The sequence below is a fragment of the Shewanella sp. 492 genome (assembly GCF_059338445.1).
Window position 1 is genome coordinate 988314 of record NZ_CM181702.1, and the last position, 18480, is coordinate 1006793.

Sequence of the window (18480 nt, forward strand, 5' to 3'; positions counted from 1 at the left end):
GATGTGAATTAGCTATTTTTGAGAAAGTTGCCTGTAGGGGGTTGACAGCTGCATACAAAAAAAGCAATTCTAGTTACCACTTAATACACAATTAATTGTGAACAGATAATTATAATGTTTAGCCTATATTTCGTAGTAACCACCATTATTACAACCACCACGACAACCATCGTGGGGGCCGGCTGAACATACGTAAAATATAAGTATTGAATAAGCCCGCTCCCTCCAAGGAGCGGGCTTTTTTGTTTCTGGGGTAGCGCGGTACAAGGAGATGATATGAAAGTGATGAAATTTGGTGGTACCTCGCTGGCTAATTGGCAGCGTTTTAATGGCGTGGCAGACATTGTCGCTAGCAGTGCAGAGCAAGAAGGTATTGCCGTTGTGCTTTCAGCCCCAGCAACCGTGACCAATGGGCTGCTTGAAATGGTCGACTTGGCGGTTAGCGGCGGTGATTTTCTACTGGTACTGAATAAGGTTAAGTTGGTTTTTGAACAGCTATATCAGCAGGCGAGCCAAGAGAAACTGTCCTCACAGCAGTCTAGTGATCTTCAGCGAGTATTGGACAAGCAATTGTCGCTTTGGCATGACAAACTGCAAGGGATCATGCTACTTGGCGAATGTCCAGATTATGTTCGCGCTGAAATCATCGTGGGTGGCGAAAAGTTATCTGCGGCCTTAATGGAACAGTTAATGTTGGCCCGAGAAATATCGGCTAGTCAACTTGTGCCACAACACTTATTTTTAGCGACAGGTGAAGTGCTTGAATCATTAGTCGATATTAATGCCAGTAAACAACGACTTGCCGCGCTTTCGCTTGATGCTCATCGCGTGTGGGTCATGCCTGGCTTTACCGCTGGTGATAAGCATGGACGTATCGTTACCCTTGGGCGCAATGGTTCAGACTATTCGGCGGCGGTATTATCTGCCTGTATCGATGCTAGTTGCTGTGAAATATGGACTGACGTAGACGGGGTGTACAACACAGATCCTCGCGTGGTGGCCGACGCTAAACTATTAACTCAATTAAGCTATCAAGAAGCAATGGAGCTGTCTTACTTTGGTGCCAAAGTACTGCACCCTAAAACCATCTCTCCTATTGCCCAATATCATATCCCTTGTTATATCCGTAATAGCTTTAATCCAGATGCACCAGGGACATTGGTGTCTAACCAAGTCGATAAGACAGGCCTTAATGTTAAGGCGATCTCTAACCTCGATGAACAGACCATGTTTGATATCGCAGGCCCAGGCATGAAGGGCATGGTTGGCATGGCTAGTCGCACCTTGGGGGCTATCTCTCGTTCGGGCGTTTCGGTCTCATTGATCACCCAAAGCTCATCTGAATACAGCATTAGCTTCTGTGTCGCGACACAAGATGCGGACAAAGTGCGTATGGCGTTAGAGCAAGAATTTGAGCTTGAACTTAAAAGTGACATTCTTGAAGAGATAGAGATGCGTCATCACTTGGCGATAGTGTCGTTAATTGGTGATGGTATGCGCACTCATAAGGGCGTTGCGGGTAAGTTTTTCCAAGCGTTAGCACAGGCGAACGTCAATATTGTTGCCATTGCTCAAGGCTCATCTGAGCGCTCTATTTCGGCGGTGATTGAGCTGCGTAAGACTAAACATGCTATCGCCGCCTGCCATCAGCGCTTCTTTGATGTGCAGCATTATCTGGATGTATTTTTAGTCGGTTGTGGCAATGTGGGCGCAGGCTTACTCGAGCAGATAAAACAACAATCAGAGATGCTTAAAGCGCAGCATATTACCGTCAGAGTCTGTGGTATTGCTAATTCTCGCCAGATGTTGCTCGATGCTCAAGGCGTTGATCTTAATCATTGGCAAGGGCGCTTAAGTGACAGCCAACAAGATTATGATTTAAATCAGATGCTAGCATGGGCGACTGAGCAGCAATTACTTAATCCGGTATTGGTTGATTGCACCTCTAGTGAGTTGGTTGCCGATCGTTACCTCGATGTCATGAATGCCGGCTTACATGTGGTTACGCCTAACAAAAAAGCCAATACTCGAGACTTAGATTACTACCGCGCGTTAAGGCAAACTGCGTTAAAACAGCGTCGTCAATTTTTGTATGAAACGACGGTAGGTGCTGGCTTACCTGTGATTGATAACCTTAAAAAATTGTTATTTGCTGGCGATAAATTGCAAAAATTTAATGGCATATTATCGGGCTCGTTATCCTTTATCTTTGGTATGCTTGATGAGGGAATGACCCTCTCTGAGGCCACCAAAATTGCTCGTGACAAGTGCTTTACCGAGCCCGATCCCAGAGATGACTTGAGTGGCATGGACGTAGCGCGCAAGGTGTTGATCTTAGCCCGTGAAGTGGGAATGGAAATTGAGTTAAGTGATATCGTGGTTGAGTCAGTATTGCCTACGCATTTTGACGCATCAGGCGATGTTTCGGCCTTTATGCACAACTTAGCGTCACTCGACAGTGAAATAGCAGAGCGTGTAGATGAGGCTAAGGCACAAGGTAAAGTACTGCGCTATGTTGGGCAAATTGATGAGCAAGGTTGCCGAGTCAAGGTCGCAGAAGTCGATGCTAACGATCCACTCTATAGCGTTAAAGGGGGCGAGAATGCGCTGGCCTTTTACAGTCGTTACTATCAGCCAATCCCGTTTGTGCTCAGAGGCTATGGTGCTGGCACCGATGTGACTGCTGCTGGGGCTTTTGCCGATCTTCTACGAACCCTTAACTGGACACGGGAGATGGGCGCATGAGTTTAACGGTTTATGCACCTGCGTCGATGGGCAATGTTGGGGTGGGCTTTGATTTACTCGGTGCGGCGTTAGCGCCCATCGATGGCACATTGCTTGGCGATTGCGTCACTATTGAACCAGCCTTAACGGGAATATCTCTATCGTTGGCGGGTCACTGGGCCGACAAGTTGCCTGCAGATGCGGCTGACAATATTGTCTATCAATGCGCTGAGTTTTTTTTAGCGCAATTAGATAGTCAGGCGGGTATCGCTATGACGTTGGAGAAGAATCTTCCTGTGGGCAGTGGCCTCGGCTCCAGTGCATCATCAGTGGTAGCGGCTCTTTATGCCTTAAATGAATATTTCGATCGCCCTTTTGATGAGCAAGCCTTGCTGCGTTTAATGGGGGAGTTTGAGGGCAAAATTAGCGGCTCGGTACATTATGATAATGTCGCACCATGTTACCTCGGTGGCATGCAATTGATGCTCGATGTGCCGCATTCGGTATGTGAAGGATTACCCGTATTTAAACAGTGGTATTGGGTGGTGGCATATCCTGGGATCTCCCTATCGACCGCTAAAATGCGGGCGTTATTGCCAGAGGTGTATGACAAATCTGTGGCTATCGATTTTGGTCGTTATCTTAGTGCGTTTGTCCACGCCAGTTATAAGCAAGATGCAACCCTTGCCATTGCGGTATTAAAAGATGTGTTAGCCGAGCCTTATCGTGCCAGTGAAATTCCTGGTTATGAACAAGCCCGAGCGGCACTTGCTGAACTAGGCATGTTAACCACAGGCATTTCTGGCAGCGGTCCAACTCTATTTTCGGTTACTGACGACCTTGCTACCGCGCAGGCGGCGCAAGCATGGCTTGATAGCCACTATGTAAAACAAGGTGTGGGATTTTCTCATATCTGTCAGATTGATACCCAAGGTACTCGTCGGGTCGATTGAACATTATTATCAGATTAAGGCGCACTACAGATGGAACTATATAATTTAAAACACCCGTCGCAGAAAGTTACTTTTACTCAGGCGGTTAAGCTGGGTCTAGGCCGTGATCGAGGACTGTTCTTTCCGACATTAATCCCGGTATTAGACAATATGGATGAGCTGCTAGCCATGCCGTTTGTCGAGCGTTCTAAACAGATCTTAGGAGCTTGGCTAGCACAAGAACTCGGTCAGGAGATGGTCGATAAACTGGTCGATAATGCGTTTAATTTTGAGCTTCCTTTAGTGAAAGCCGATGACAACCGCTACTGTTTAGAGCTATTTCATGGTCCCACATTAGCGTTTAAAGATTTTGGTGCACGCTTTATGGCCCAGTGTCTCAATAGCTTAGCTACCGACGATAGGATCACCATATTAACGGCTACGTCCGGTGATACAGGCGCAGCCGTTGCTGACGCCTTTTATGGTTTGGATAACATCGAAGTGGTGGTGCTGTACCCCAAAGGTAAGATAAGTCTGCTGCAAGAGAAAATGTTTACCACCCTAGGTGATAACATTCACACCGTTGCTGTAGCGTCAGATTTTGATGCTTGTCAGGATTTAGTCAAAGCTGCATTTGAAGACAGTGATATTCGCGACGGCTTACATCTTAATTCGGCCAACTCGATTAATATTAGCCGCTTACTGGCGCAAATTTGTTATTACTTCGAAGCCGTTGCCCAGTTTAAACGCATTCATAACAGCGATCCTGTGATTGCCGTGCCGAGCGGTAATTTTGGTAATCTCACTGCAGGGCTATTTGCCAAAGCGATGGGATTACCTGTGAAACGCTTTGTGGCCGCCACCAATAGCAATGATACCGTCCCGCGCTATTTGACCTTAGGTGATTGGGCACCTCAAGCCACCGTCGCCACCATGTCTAATGCCATGGATGTGTCTGAGCCAAGTAATTGGCCTAGGGTTGAGGCGATTGTTGAGGCGATGGGCTGGAGTTTAAGTGATATTAGCGGCGTGGCATTATCAGAGGCCGATACTGAGGCAGCATTGTCGCAATTGTATCAAGATGGTTATCTTTCTGAGCCCCATGCCGCGATTGCGGCGCAGGCCCTATCGATGACCATGAAGCCTAGTGAGCAGGGGGTTTTCCTTGGCACTGCGCATCCGGCCAAATTTAAAGAGGTAGTCGAGGCGTGCTTGTCTATTGAGGTCGGTTTGCCGCCAGCATTAGAGACAGTAAAAGATAAGCCGATATTGTCGGTCAATCTGCCTGCGGATTTCACCGCCCTCAAAGCCCACCTTTTTGCAACGCTGTCACGTTGAGCACGTTAAGGCTTTAGCTCATTTGTTATGAGCTGGTGGGTAAATACGGGGAAGCTTTACCCAATAAAAAGGACGATTGCTACTGCATTCGTCCTTTTGTTATTTTATGCTGGGAAAGTTGTCATCTTTACGGCTTAATTTAAGCGCTAAGCTTGGCTTGACGGCGCAGCCAGTTAATCTCATCAGGCCAATTGGCTGGCTCTATGGTTTCTAAAATTAACGGAATACGCTTTGTGGCCGGCAGTTGCATAATAAAGCTAAATGCCTCATGGCCTATGTGCCCCGCGCCAAGAGAATGATGGCGATCAACGCGGCTATTTAGAGGGGTTTTACTGTCATTAAGATGCATGGCCTTGAGGTATTGATAACCGACAATCTTGTCGAACGCGGTGAAGCTTGTCTCGCAGGCTTCTCTGCTGGTCAAGTCGTATCCTGCGGCAAACATGTGGCAAGTGTCGATACAGATACCAACCCTTGATTTATCTTCAACTTTGTCAATAATTTGCGCTAATTGCTCGAAGCTGTGACCTAAATTTGAACCTTGGCCTGCGGTATTTTCTATTACAGCAGTGACACCTTGGGTGCAGTCTAAAGCTAAGTTTATCGACTCGCTAATGCGGGTGAGACATTGATCAATACTGATCTGCTTTAGATGACTACCAGGGTGAAAATTTAACAAGGTGAGTCCCATCTGCTGGCAACGTTGTAATTCATCGACAAAGGCGTCGCGTGAACGTTCGAGCTGAACCTGATCCGGATGACCGAGATTTATCAAGTAGCTGTCGTGAGGTAAGATAGCATCGACATTGATTTGGGCATCGTAACAGTGTTGCTTAAAGGCTGCTATTTGCTTAGGGCATAAAGGTGCTGATTGCCAACGCCGCTGATTTTTAGTGAATAACGCAAATGCATTGGCGCCAATCTTCTTGGCATTGAGTGGCGCATTGGCGATGCCGCCCGCTGCACTAACGTGGGCACCAACCCAATGTTCATCTTGCATTTATTTCCTACCCTGTTGAAAATTTTTGATAAACCACTCTTTATATGTAAGCCGTATTACTCGGCTGTACATAACGTAATCGTCATCTCGTAGCCATCTAGTTTGTGAGAATCTGTTAGCACTATTAGCACCGACTCTATCGTGTTTATAGCCGTGTCTCAATCACAATGTTCTACTTAATGGCCGCTTTATTGATTCGTTGGTCGATTGGGTGACTTAGCCTTAAATATGACGAACTAGAGCTAGTGGCTGGGGGCTGTTGTGGCGTTGAGCTCGGTATTGAATTGAGCGTATATCTGCTACGGTGGTGGCGTCACTTTAATCAATATTGACGTGCTTGGTGAAGCTCGTGGGGGATTCAATGTGCTGTTTGCATTAGGCCTAATATCAACCAAATTATTAGCAATATACCGTAAGTGATTATTTTAAATTGGTTTTAGTTGATCTGAGTCACATCATAGCGTTGAGTTACATATTAGTGTGAGTTAAAAGCAAACTATTTACTATAGTGAATAGAGGCGTTTCATAAGTATGGAGGTGACGATGTTAGCAAGGCTTCATAACGACCATAAGCATATTGCGATACTGTTAACATTATTGCAGAAAAAGCAGCATAGGCTAGAAAATGCCAAGACGGTTAACTTTAATTTGATCCGGGATATCGTTGAATATATGCAAAGTTATACCGAGCATAGTCACCACCCTTTGGAGGATCTCATTGATGACTTTTATACGAAAAAATATGCTACTGAAGTAAATGAAAAACGTTTAGCTGATGAACATGAGAGACTGGTAGAGAGTTCGTCGACATTGATGGCAACATTAAACCTTATTTTAAGTGATATTCCGGTTCAATTAGAGCTGATGAGTGAAGCATTGAAAGAGTATGTCGAACTTCAGACTGAACATATGATTTATGAAGAGCAGCATTTATTTCCGCAATGGCAAGCAAGAATGACCGATGAAGACTGGGTTAGTGTTGCGGCTCAGTGCAAAGAGCGATTGATTTCTGATCCACTGTTTAATGATGACGATAATGTTTTGTTTGAAGAGTTACGTGACTATCTTGCTAAGGTTGATGATTGACTTTCCATGCCGCAATACAGTAAATAAAAATAGCGCTCTGGGCGCTATTTTTATTTACTGTATTGAACAGGCTTTACATCAGAAGGTTATCAAAATCGTAATCGAAACTACTGTCAATATCTTGGAGTTCTTTAAGCAAACGATGTTTCTCTTTGATAGCCTCAATTTCACGCCATTTTCGCTTTTTATTGGAGCTCCGCGAACGACTGCTGGGTCTTTCAATGACGGTATCATCTAGCGCACTACCATAATCTAAACGATTCATGGCAACCTCCTGTTGTTGTATTTTTTCTCATCAATTAAATATCACATTTCCATTTTATGGTGCAAGCTAAATGTTTCATTTTTGTTAATATCAAATGGATGTTTTATGATTTTTAGGCGGTACAGGAGGGGGCATTAGACAAGTTGCGTTAAGCTAGAAAATACAAAAGCCAGTCGAAACTGGCTTTAACATTGTTGTTCTTAGCTTTTATATCTTGTTCATTGGTGTTTTGAACGAAATAGATTGATTAATGCATTACTTGAACTGTCGAGCTCATTCGTATCATGCTCTGCTTGTAGTCGACTCAAAATATCATTACCAAGGGTTTTACCCAGTTCAACACCCCATTGGTCGAAGGAGTTAATGTCCCATAGCGCGCCTTGCACAAAGGTTCTGTGCTCATATAGTGCGATTAAGGCACCTAGAGTGGTTGGCGTGAGTTTATTCATTAAAATGGTGTTACTTGGCTTATTGCCTTGCATCACTTTATGTTTAGCGATCAATATTTTTTCATCATGGCTTAATCCGCTAGCACTTAATTCGGCTAAGGCTTCATCATAGGTTCTACCTTGCATCATGGCTTGAGTTTGACCAAAACAGTTTGATGCAAGCTGTACATGATGCTCACCCAATGGATTATGACTTTGTAGCGGCAAAATAAAATCTGCCGGGATCAGTGCCGTTCCTTGGTGAATGAGTTGGTGATAGGCGTGTTGGCCATTGGTTCCTTCTCCTCCCCAGATAACCGGGCCTGTATTGTAGTCAACTTCAGTGCCACCTAATGTCACAGATTTACCGTTACTTTCCATGTCTAGTTGTTGAAAATAGGCTGGTAGTCCGCGTAAGTAATGGTCATAAGTGAGCACCACATGAGACTGAGCATTATGGAAGTTATTATACAGCAGTGACAACAACCCCATGATAACTGGCATGTTTTGCTCTAATGGTGCGGTTAAGAAATGTTCATCCATCTCTTTAGCACCCTCAAGTAGGGCGTAAAAGTTATCCATGCCGATCAATAGCGCAATAGGCAAACCAATCGCTGACCATAGAGAGTAACGTCCGCCAACCCAATCCCACATAGGGAAAATATTATCAGCGTCCATGCCAAATTCTGTGGCTTTAGTTACGTTAGAGGTAACTGCAACAAAATGTTTTGCAACATCGGCCTGAGTGGCGCCATGGTCGAGAAACCACTGTTTAGCACTTAAGGTATTGGTGAGCGTCTCTTGCGTGCCAAATGACTTTGATGACATCACAAATAGTGTTGTTTCTGGATCAACCAAGCGTAATTTTTCACATAAAGAGGTGGCATCTACGTTGGCGACAAAGTGGCAATTAAGTGACTTATTCCAATAAGGACGAAGTGCCTGAGTCACTATTTTTGGGCCTAAAAATGAGCCTCCAATACCGATGGCAACGATATCGGTAATTGTTTTACCGGTATAACCGCGCCATTTTCCCGAGGTTACAGCATCGACAAATTGGGCCATTTTAGCCTGTGTTTGTTTTACCTCATCAATAATATTACGGCCATCGACCAATACTTGTTGATCTGCATGGGCGCGCAGCGCTGTATGCAATACAGCGCGTTGCTCGGTATTATTGATGATCTCTCCGCTGAACATGGCTTTGATTTTGGCCGTTAAATTGCTCTCATTAGCCAGTGAGAATAATAGTGAAAGCGTTTTCTCATTGGCTCTATTTTTAGAGTAATCAAGCAGTAAGCCACAGCAAGATAATGACATTTTATCAAATCGCAGAGGATCGCTATCAAACAGCGTACGCATATGAGGCAGCAGTGCCGTATGGGCTGCGATGGCAGCCCAAGTGTCGCGTTGAGTTAACTCTGTCATGAGATGCTCCGCCTTTTATGCTTGCAGTTGCGTTTTTAACATCTGTTCAAGTTTGCCTTGATCTACGGCAAAGTTACGTATGCCTTCGGCCAGCTTTTCTACAGCCATAGGATCTTGGTTAAACTCCCAGCGAAATTCGGCTTCTGACATCGGAGTGCCCGGTGCAACGATATCCGTTGTTGGGGTTAACTTTTGTACTACAGGGGTATGACTATTAGCCATCTCTTCAAGGAGGGCTGGACCAATGGTTAAGCGATCGCAACCAGCTAACTCCATTATTTCGCCGGTGTTACGGAAGCTGGCGCCCATCACCACGGTTTTAAACCCATGACGCTTATAGTAGTTGTAGATCTTGGTTACTGATACGACGCCAGGATCCTCGCTCGCCGCGTAGTCTTTACCTGTGTCTTTTTTGTACCAATCGAGAATACGCCCTACAAATGGCGAAATAAGATAAACACCAGCTTCGGCACAGGCCCGTGCTTGTGCAAAGCAAAACAGTAACGTTAGGTTACAGTTGATCCCTTGTTGTTCAAGCTCTTTTGCTGCGCAAATGCCTTCCCAAGTCGAGGCGAGCTTTATCAAAATACGTGATTTATCAATTCCAGCAGCTTCATAAAGCTTGATCAGCTTGTGTGCTTTATCGATAGAACCCGCTTTATCAAACGATAATCTAGCGTCAACTTCGGTCGAGATGCGACCAGGAACAATTTTTAGGACTTCTACACCAATATTGACAGCCAGTTTGTCGCCCGCGTCGGCTATTTGTTGTTCAAGATCGTCGCTCTGAGCCTTAGCCCAGACAATCGCATCATCTATTAGGTGTTGATATTCAGGGATTTGTGCTGCTTTGAGGATAAGTGACGGGTTAGTCGTGGCATCTTGTGGTTGATAACGCTTGATCGCCTCGATATCGCCAGTGTCGGCAACGATAGTGGTGATCGATTTGAATTGCTCTAGTGTATTAGCCATGAAAATTACATCCTTCTTAAGAAGCAGCTTAAGTTTTGTTGTTTACTAACCGCTATTAGACGCGATTTTGCCGATATTTCCAACCATGATTGAAAAAAAAATACAGAAAAGTTGCTAAATATCGTGCAGGTGCCCTAGCGGCGGCATATTGTCTAGCTATTTAGTTTATCTTATTGCTAATTAGTATACGTTGTTAAGTGTGGCAATAAATAAAATCGCTGCCTAAGCAGCGATTTTTATCCTTAATGGATGTGACTAGCAACTAATTACCGCATTACCGGTTCGGTTCGAATACCTGTCAAATGAGCCTCTATACGGCGGTTGGCTTTATTCGCTTCAGCTGAGCGACCTTCAATGATTGGTTGGGTAATACCATAACCTTTTGCAGATACGCGATCTCGACTGACACCATATGTGTTTACCAGAATATCAGCAACCGCCATTGCACGGCGCTTTGAAAGATCCATGTTGTAATCGGGATCACCTACATTCGAGGCGTGACCAGAGATAAGTACGGTTGAAGAGGGGTTCTCCTTCATGTATGTCGCAAGTTTCTCTATACGCTCATATGATTCTTGCTTAACTGCTGCAGAGTTGTTGGCGAATAGAATAGAGCCAAGATCACGTTGCTCCGTTACTTCTTTGTAGATAGTACAACCATTGGCGTCGACTTTATGGGTTGTAGGAGTATTGGGGCATTGATCCATATCGTCGGTGACACCATCATTATCAGAGTCAACTGGAGCTGCAACTACAACTGGATCGGGCACGGTATGGCCGAAGCGATAACTTAGTTCAAGACCCCAGTAGTTGCTTTCCATCTCTAGGGTGTTCCATTTATCTTCATCGAGATTTTCATAGCGACGGTATTTAGCTTGCAGTTTGAAGTTTTCAGTAAAGTTATAGCCGATACCTGCACCAACATAGGGGGCAATACCGTTGTCGCTGTAGTATTCGCTACCCCACTGTTTGTTGTTTGAGAGCACGTAGTTCATTGCACCAGCTTCAGCAGAAAGGCTCCAACGATCCGCGAATGGCCAAAAACCAACTAAACCTAAGGTCATGCCTTTAGCGCCAGCATCATTGAGCTTGTTTGCATAATCAACCCACTCGGCGCGGCCAAGATCGCGGTAACCTAGTTCAACACCAAAATAGTCGTTGAATAGATAACCACCAAAAACGTCCCAAGCATAAGGGTCATCTTCGCCACAGGTTTTCATGGTTTTTTGATCGCAGTTAGGTTCGTAGTTATTTACACCTAATCCACCACCGACATACCATGGGGTAAGTTCTTGTGCTGCATGGGCTGCAAATGGAAGCATTGAGGTCAGCAGAATTGCTTTTAATGTATTATTCATCATTTCAATATCCTTTGATTATTTATCTAGCCCCGAGAGTGTCTATATTGCACGAAAGACACGCTAGCACTTAATGGGGGATCCTTTGCTTTTATCGCTAGCCCTAATATTATCTGTCGATAATTCAGATTTTGCTATTTTTGTAGCAGGTTTTTTGGTTTTTAGTTGTTTTAGTGTAATAAAAAAAGGTGCTCATATGAGCACCTTTGGTCTTTTAGACGGTGAATATTGGCTTAACGAGTCCAGACCCAGTTTTCGATATTGCTTGGGTCAACGCCATTCGCCTTGATGTAATTCCGGTGGTCGACTAAGCGTTGTAGCATATCGGTTGTGATACCTACGTGCTGAGTTTCGTCGATAACGCCTTGTTGGAATAGCTTGTATGCCATATCGATAACAAGGTGGTAGCGAGAAGTACCGTTACGTACTCCCATATCGAATGGAGTCGTAGTCGAACCTTCCTCTTCGTAGCCTTTGATGCGGAATCTGCGGCTGCCTTTGTAATCAAAGACCAACTTTTTAATGGTATTTGGATAGCCGTGATAATTAAATACCACGCCTTTATCAGCAGTGAACACCTCATCCATCAACCAAGGCTTGCTTTGGAACTCTAGGCTACCTAGACCGCTACTGGTTAACTCGGTTACGCTGACGAAACGGATACGTACTTTTGGTAGCAGTTCTCTAATGAGTACGAGCGAAGCCATTGCTTCTTGAGTGACGTAGTCACCACAACCAACGAGGACCACATCTGGATTTTCATCAGAGGCAAAGTCCCACACCATCACCCCATCTTTGGCTTGCTGGCGCGCTTCGGTAAGCGTTAACCATTGTGGTAACTCTTTCTTACCTGCCACTAAGATGTTGAGCTTGTCACGATCTTGATATGCGCGCTCGGTATACACTAGCGTGCTGTTACCATCAGCAGGAAGATACGCAGAGATGATTTTTGGATGCTTCTCTAACATCGCACCCAAGAATGAGGGGTTTTGATGTGAGTAACCGTTATGGTCTTGACGTTCAAGCAGCGAAGACAATACCACGTTACATGCAGGCACTGGCTTACGGAAATGAACACCTTGGCTAGCGTATACATATTTACAGTATTGGTCAGCCATAGACGATACCACTTGTGAGAATGCCTCATAAGTGGGGAACATGGCGTGACGCCCCGTTACTGTGTAGCCGTGAAGCATACCAAACAGGAGGTTTTCAGATAACAGTTCAATGACGCGACCGTCGCGAGACATATCTTGGTCCCAACTCTCTATCGGCCACTGCCAAGCGCGATCGGTTTCTTCAAATACGGCTTGAAGCTGATTTGAATAAGTTTCGTCAGGGCAGAAAATACGTAGGTTGCGTTGATCTCGGTTGAGTTTCATCGCATCACGCATCCATTCGCCCATTTTGTACATGGATAAACCACGTTGACCACGAGGCGTTTCTGCACCGTAAGCGAGTTTTTCTAGATCGGGCTGCGCTAATGCACGAACGACTTCGCCACCATAACTTAACTTTTGACGTCCGCAAGTCAGCTCTTTTGGCGGTAGTAAAGACTGGATCTCTTCATCAAAAATGAGCTCTCCCTTGTCATTGATGCTGTAGAGTTCATCAAATTTATAGCTGGCTAACCAAGCTTCTAATGCATCTAGGTGACCTTTGTCTGTGGCACACTTGTTAACGATAACTTGGTGTGATTCACAGTTACCTTCCAATTTCTTACCGCCAAATTCCGCGGTACCTGTCCAACCTTTAGCGGTACGCATAAGAATCACAGGCCAGCGAGGCTTAACCACATCTTCGCCTGAGCGGGCACGCGTTTGAATGTCGTTGATCATTGCATATGACGTATCCATTGCGGCAGTCATTTGAACATATACGTCTTCTTCAAGCTGATCATCAACAATAATGGGGTGGTAGCCTAAGCCTCTAAACTCAAGATCTAGCTCTTCATGGCTCATACGTCCCATACGGGTAGGACCAGAGATTTTGTAACCATTGATATGCACGATCGGTAGTACCGCACCGTTATTTTTTGGCGAAACTAAGCGGTTGGCATACCAAGATGCTGCCAATGGACCCGTTTCAGATTCACCATCACCAATCAGACAAGCAGCGATCAGATCTGGATTATCGAGTACGGCGCCCCACGCAACAGAGAGAGAGTAGCCTAATTCACCACCTTCTAGAATTTGTCCTGGCGCTTCAGGGTTTGCGTGTGATGGGTAGCCATACGCTGCTGAAAATTTCTTACAGATATCCTCAATACCCGTCTCATTGTATGGAATGGTCTCTGGGTAGTAGTGGCTTAGCGATCCTTCCATAAACAGGTTAGCTTGTACCGCAGGAAATCCATGGCCTGGACCGACTAAATAGACGAAAGAACGGTTATGTTTGGCGATGAGGCGGTTAACGTTAGCATAAACGAAGTTAATCCCAGGGCATGTGCCCCAGTGCCCTAATAGTCTAGGTTTGATATCGCTGTGCTCTAAAGGACGTTTGTGTAGTACGTTTTGTTTTAAGTAAATTTGCGAGGTGGCGAGGAAGTTGGTCGCTCTCACAAATTTCTTAAGTGCACTGATCTCTTGTTGTGACATAAAGAACCCCATTGATGGTAAGCATAAAAGTTAATTAAATCTTATGTGGGTCACTATATTTGTAATTTTATTACAAAAACGTGTTCGATATCTTATTTTTTAAAAGTCATAATTTGATGGGTTTGTTAACAACCTTTCTGTGATCGCATTGTTACTTAGGTTATTAGTGTGATTTATTTCTGTAATATTGCATGACTAGCTTGTCGTGTGGATGGGTAATTGTGATCTAGATCACATGGTGATTTTTTAAGGGTATGCTATTTTGGCGCGTTGAATCCGGTAGGCATGATGTTTAGGCATCATGAAAGGACAATTCGAAAAGAAAATTCTACCGAGATTGTTCGATCAAATTGGGAAGGAAATTAAACACACTGACGCTGAGAGCGAGCCTGTTGGCCGTTTGAATTCGTTCTGGGGATTATCAAGTACTATGTTTGAATCTTTATTAAATTTAGTTGAAACGACGATCAATGCGATAAACGGTGTGCTATGGGGCAGTGTATTGATATACGTGCTGGTGGCTGCTGGCGTATTGTTTACTTTGCGTTTAGGTTTTATTCAACTTCGCATGTTTGGCCATGGCGCTAAGCTGGTAATACAAGGTCGTGAGAAAATAAATGGCATTTCGTCATTCCAGGTGTTTTGCACTTCGATGGCGGCGCGAGTCGGCACTGGTAATATGGCGGGGGTAGCCGTTGCCATTACGGTTGGTGGTGCTGGAGCCATTTTTTGGATGTGGCTTATTGCATTATTAGGAATGGCCACCGCATTTATAGAGTCGACCTTAGCGCAAGTCTATAAGGTTAAAGACAGCGATGGTCAATACCGTGGTGGGCCTGCTTATTATATGGAGCGAGGCTTGGGTAAGCGGTGGATGGGGACCGTATTCTCTGTGTTACTGATCATCGCCTTTGGCTTTGCATTTAATGCAGCGCAAGCCAACACCATGACTGATGCGTTAAATAATGCCTTTGGGTACGACAAAACCCTTGTAGGTCTGGTCATTATGTTTGCTGCGGCCTATATTATTACAGGTGGGCTCAAGAAGGTTGCTAAGGCCTCTGAGCTTATTGTGCCTGTGATGGCGGTAGCTTATTTGGCCATTGCGCTAGTGGTGTTAGTGATAAATATCGAGCAAGTGCCAGCGGCACTAGCGTTCATCGTTAAAAGTGCCTTTGGATGGGAAGAAGCCGCTGGTGGTGCAATGGGCGCCATGATGGCGGGTATTGCTCGTGGCCTGTTTTCGAATGAAGCCGGTATGGGCAGTGCGGCTAATATCGCAGCCTCTGCAAGTCCTAACCCTAATCATCCAGCCTCTCAAGGTTTTGTACAGATGATTGGTGTATTTGTTGACACTATCATTATCTGTAGCGCTTCAGCGGCGATTATCTTGTTATCTGGTGTGCTGGATAACCCAGGGGATCAAAAAGGCATTGGCTTGTTGCAGCTGGCGTTAACGAATGAAGTTGGTAGCTGGGCGGCGTATTTTGTCGCGTTTGCCATCATTTTATTTTGCTTCTCATCGATTATTGCCAACTACAGTTACGCTGAAAGCAATGTGATGTTTTTAACTAAGAGTAAAAAAGTGCTCTATGCGTTTCGCGCATTAGTACTTGTCATGGTGATGGCAGGCTCGGTTGCTTCATTACAACTAGTATGGAATTTTGCCGATCTTTCTATGGGAATGATGGCGTTAGTGAACATTGCGGCAATTGTGATGTTATCTAAGGTGGCGTTTGCGGTGATCAAAGACTACGAGCGTCAGATCAAGGCCGGCCAAACCCCCACATTTCATGCATCTGACTTTCCTGAGATCAATGGCTTAGACGAAGGTATCTGGAAAGGTAAGCCGAGTGCTACCGTACTCAGCAATGAAGAAAAGAGATCGAGCGCCGTACCTGAAGCCTAGTTACGTCTACTGGATTTGATTTAATAATTGAATCAGCACTATCTAAAAAACCACGCCGTTTAAGCGTGGTTTTTTTATGGTTGCATCAGTATCATAGTCCTATTGAATCCTCACCTTTAAAGGACATCTAATGCTGATTTTAGTGTCGCCAGCCAAAACATTGGATTATGACAATCCTGCTATAACCCAGGAACATACCCTGCCAGCCTTGCTGCAACACAGTGAGCTGTTGATTGATACTTGTCGACAATTAACCCCTGCTGATATTGCCTCCTTAATGAAGGTTAGCGATAAAATAGCGGGACTCAATGCAGCGCGCTTTTCATCTTGGACTGCCGATTTCAATCTTGATAATGCCAAACAAGCACTGTTTGCATTTCGCGGTGATGTCTATACCGGCTTAGATGCCGATAGCTTATCGGAGTCGAGTTTGCAACGAGCTCAGGCACGTTTAAGAATACTGTCGGGTTTATATGGCTTACTGCGTCCATTAGATTTAATGCAGCCTTATCGTCTCGAAATGGGCACCCGCTTAGCCAATTCTCGTGGCAGTAATTTGTATCAATTTTGGGGCGACATTATTACCGAGCAGGTCAATAAGGCGCTCGCAGAGCAGGGTGATGAGCTGATTGTCAATTTAGCGTCTAATGAGTACTTTAAATCGGTAAAACCTAAGCTGTTAAATGGGCAGCTGATCACCCCTATTTTTAAAGATCATAAAAATGGTCAGTATAAAGTCATTAGTTTTTATGCCAAAAAAGCCCGCGGTATGATGGCGCGTTATCTGTTAGATAATGATGTCAAAGATTATCAAGGGGTGATTAAATTCGATTGTGCAGGCTATTACTATAGCGAAGCCGAATCGACACAGCATGAGCCGGTTTTTTTGCGTGAAGCGCAGTAGTTAAGCCTATAAAAAAGCAGCCAACAGGCTAATGCTGATCAGTTAAGCATATAAACGATCAGTTGACCGATCTTTAAAAGGCTTCAAAATCCAATATCAGAAATGATATTGGATTTTTTTATGTCTTTAGAACAAGCTTTCTGCACCGCTTTTGAATACCACCAAGAAGCCACAGCTTTTACCAATCTTAATCACTTATTGGATGAAAACATCATCCAGCAAGCCTTTGAAACTGCGGGGGTCGCCACAGTAAGAAAACGTCGCTTACCCCTTGATGCAGTTATGTGGTCTGTCATTGGTATGAGTTTTTACCGACAACAGTCTGTATGGGAGCTTGCGACTCATATGGAGTTGATGCTACCAGGTAAAAAGAAGCTCATTGCCCCCAGTGCTCTTGTTCAAGGGCGCCAGAGGTTAGGTGTGCAGAGTATGAAAAATGCCTTTCAAATGATGGCAAAACATTACTATAGCAACACTCAATTTGAGACATGGTGTGGACTGAATTTATTAGCCGTTGATGGTGTAGTCTGGCGCACTCAAGACACCGCTGATAATCGTAATGCTTTTGGCTCACCATCAAATCAACATGGTGACACCTCATTTCCTCAGGTTCGTATGGTGTGTCATATGGAGCTCACTAGCCATCAACTGATAAATAGCGCGTTTGATGGTTATAAAACGAGTGAAATGAAGCTAGCAGAAGCGCTCATACAGTCAACTCCAGACCATAGTCTCACGATGTTCGATAAAGGTTTTTACTCCTTAAACTTGCTACATCAATGGCAACTAGGTGGTGAAGAGCGGCACTGGTTAATCCCTGCGAGAAAGGGGCTTCAGTACGAGGTTTTACACTCAAATGGCCGGTTAGATAAACAGGTGAAATTGGCAATAACCGCCCAAGCCAGACAACAAAACCCAGCGCTACCGACGCATATAGAAGCGAGGCTGGTGACAAAATCAATAAAAGGTAAGACGCATCAGGTATTAACCTCAATGGTCGACCCATTACGCTTTCCAAGTGCTGACATCGTTGAGTTATATAATCATCGATGGGAAATAGAGCTTGGCTACAGAGAGATGAAACAAACCCTACTAAACAGCGAGTATACGCTAAGAAGTAAAAAATCAGAGATGGTAGAACAGGAACTTTGGGGCTTACTACTTGGCTACAACCTGATGCGTCAAGCAATGACTGAGGCCGCATCAAGAAAAGGAATATGGGCCAATCGCCTCAGCTTCAGTAATTGTGCGAGTACGATACTAAGTTACCTAGCAAGATTACCACTGATGAACCCAGGAAATTTACCCAAACATTACGAGCAACTGATAGAAATGCTAGGTAACTTCGAGCTACCAACGAAACGAGAAGATAGGGTGTACCCAAGGGCTATAAAGTCAAAACCAAGCAAATATCCCCATAAAAAGAAAAATGCCAATCAGCTTAACTGACTGGCATTAGCCAACAGGCCAATGTTGAGCGGTTAAAAGTTAAGTGAGCGGTTAAGTTCTTTTTAACAGTAAAAAAAATCCAATATCAGC

Annotated in this window: 13 protein-coding genes; 7 read left to right on the top strand and 6 right to left on the bottom strand. The window is 44.6% G+C overall.

Going from position 1 to position 18480, the window contains the following annotated elements; translation table 11 throughout:
- Window positions 1-276 precede the first annotated feature (276 nt).
- The 3 genes from thrA to thrC are packed head-to-tail and all read left to right on the top strand — an operon-like array spanning window position 277 to window position 4994.
- Window positions 277-2745 carry a bifunctional aspartate kinase/homoserine dehydrogenase I gene (gene thrA / locus AC5YBX_RS04400; RefSeq protein WP_494519840.1) on the top strand — a complete coding sequence of 823 codons (2469 nt, stop codon included), beginning with the start codon at window positions 277-279 and terminating at the stop codon, window positions 2743-2745.
- Window positions 2742-3677, top strand: coding sequence for a homoserine kinase (gene thrB, locus AC5YBX_RS04405; protein WP_494519839.1), 936 nt, complete (start codon window positions 2742-2744; stop codon window positions 3675-3677). Before thrA ends, thrB begins: the two co-directional genes overlap by 4 nt.
- A gap of 30 nt (window positions 3678-3707) precedes the next feature.
- Window positions 3708-4994 carry a threonine synthase gene (thrC, locus tag AC5YBX_RS04410; RefSeq protein ID WP_494524416.1) on the top strand — a complete coding sequence of 429 codons (1287 nt, stop codon included), beginning with the start codon at window positions 3708-3710 and terminating at the stop codon, window positions 4992-4994.
- Between the two features lie 139 nt (window positions 4995-5133).
- Here thrC and nfo read toward each other — a convergent pair whose 3' ends face one another.
- Window positions 5134-5994: a deoxyribonuclease IV gene (nfo, locus tag AC5YBX_RS04415; RefSeq protein ID WP_494519837.1), complete on the bottom strand. Its 861-nt coding sequence runs from the start codon at window positions 5992-5994 to the stop codon at window positions 5134-5136.
- Between the two features lie 543 nt (window positions 5995-6537).
- Here nfo and AC5YBX_RS04420 point away from each other — a divergent pair.
- Entirely contained in the window at window positions 6538-7080 is a 543-nt protein-coding gene (locus tag AC5YBX_RS04420; RefSeq protein WP_494519836.1) for a hemerythrin domain-containing protein, read from the top strand.
- 73 nt (window positions 7081-7153) lie between these two features.
- Here AC5YBX_RS04420 and AC5YBX_RS04425 read toward each other — a convergent pair whose 3' ends face one another.
- The 5 genes from AC5YBX_RS04425 to AC5YBX_RS04445 form a co-directional block, all read right to left on the bottom strand.
- Window positions 7154-7345 (bottom strand): DUF3545 family protein, encoded by a 192-nt coding sequence (locus AC5YBX_RS04425; RefSeq protein ID WP_475516098.1) that lies wholly within the window; start codon window positions 7343-7345, stop codon window positions 7154-7156.
- A 218-nt stretch (window positions 7346-7563) separates the two neighbouring features.
- Window positions 7564-9201 (bottom strand): glucose-6-phosphate isomerase, encoded by a 1638-nt coding sequence (pgi, locus tag AC5YBX_RS04430; protein WP_494519835.1) that lies wholly within the window; start codon window positions 9199-9201, stop codon window positions 7564-7566.
- 15 nt (window positions 9202-9216) lie between these two features.
- Window positions 9217-10173, bottom strand: a complete 957-nt coding sequence (gene tal / locus AC5YBX_RS04435) for a transaldolase (protein ID WP_475516100.1) — start codon at window positions 10171-10173, stop codon at window positions 9217-9219.
- A 266-nt stretch (window positions 10174-10439) separates the two neighbouring features.
- The gene (locus tag AC5YBX_RS04440; protein WP_494519834.1) at window positions 10440-11534 is read right to left on the bottom strand and encodes an OmpA family protein; all 1095 of its coding nucleotides are present in this window, start codon (window positions 11532-11534) and stop codon (window positions 10440-10442) included.
- 230 nt (window positions 11535-11764) lie between these two features.
- Window positions 11765-14128 carry a phosphoketolase family protein gene (locus AC5YBX_RS04445; RefSeq protein WP_494524417.1) on the bottom strand — a complete coding sequence of 788 codons (2364 nt, stop codon included), beginning with the start codon at window positions 14126-14128 and terminating at the stop codon, window positions 11765-11767.
- A gap of 430 nt (window positions 14129-14558) precedes the next feature.
- Between AC5YBX_RS04445 and AC5YBX_RS04450 the strand changes: the two genes are divergently transcribed.
- The 3 genes from AC5YBX_RS04450 to AC5YBX_RS04460 all read left to right on the top strand — a co-directional run bounded on the left by AC5YBX_RS04450 (window position 14559) and on the right by AC5YBX_RS04460 (window position 18390).
- The gene (locus tag AC5YBX_RS04450) at window positions 14559-16037 is read left to right on the top strand and encodes an alanine/glycine:cation symporter family protein (protein ID WP_494519832.1); all 1479 of its coding nucleotides are present in this window, start codon (window positions 14559-14561) and stop codon (window positions 16035-16037) included.
- A 130-nt stretch (window positions 16038-16167) separates the two neighbouring features.
- Complete coding sequence (yaaA, locus tag AC5YBX_RS04455) at window positions 16168-16941, top strand: peroxide stress protein YaaA (RefSeq protein WP_494524418.1); 774 nt, start codon at window positions 16168-16170, stop codon at window positions 16939-16941.
- Between the two features lie 120 nt (window positions 16942-17061).
- Window positions 17062-18390 carry an IS4 family transposase gene (locus tag AC5YBX_RS04460; RefSeq protein ID WP_494523596.1) on the top strand — a complete coding sequence of 443 codons (1329 nt, stop codon included), beginning with the start codon at window positions 17062-17064 and terminating at the stop codon, window positions 18388-18390.
- Window positions 18391-18480 lie beyond the last annotated feature (90 nt).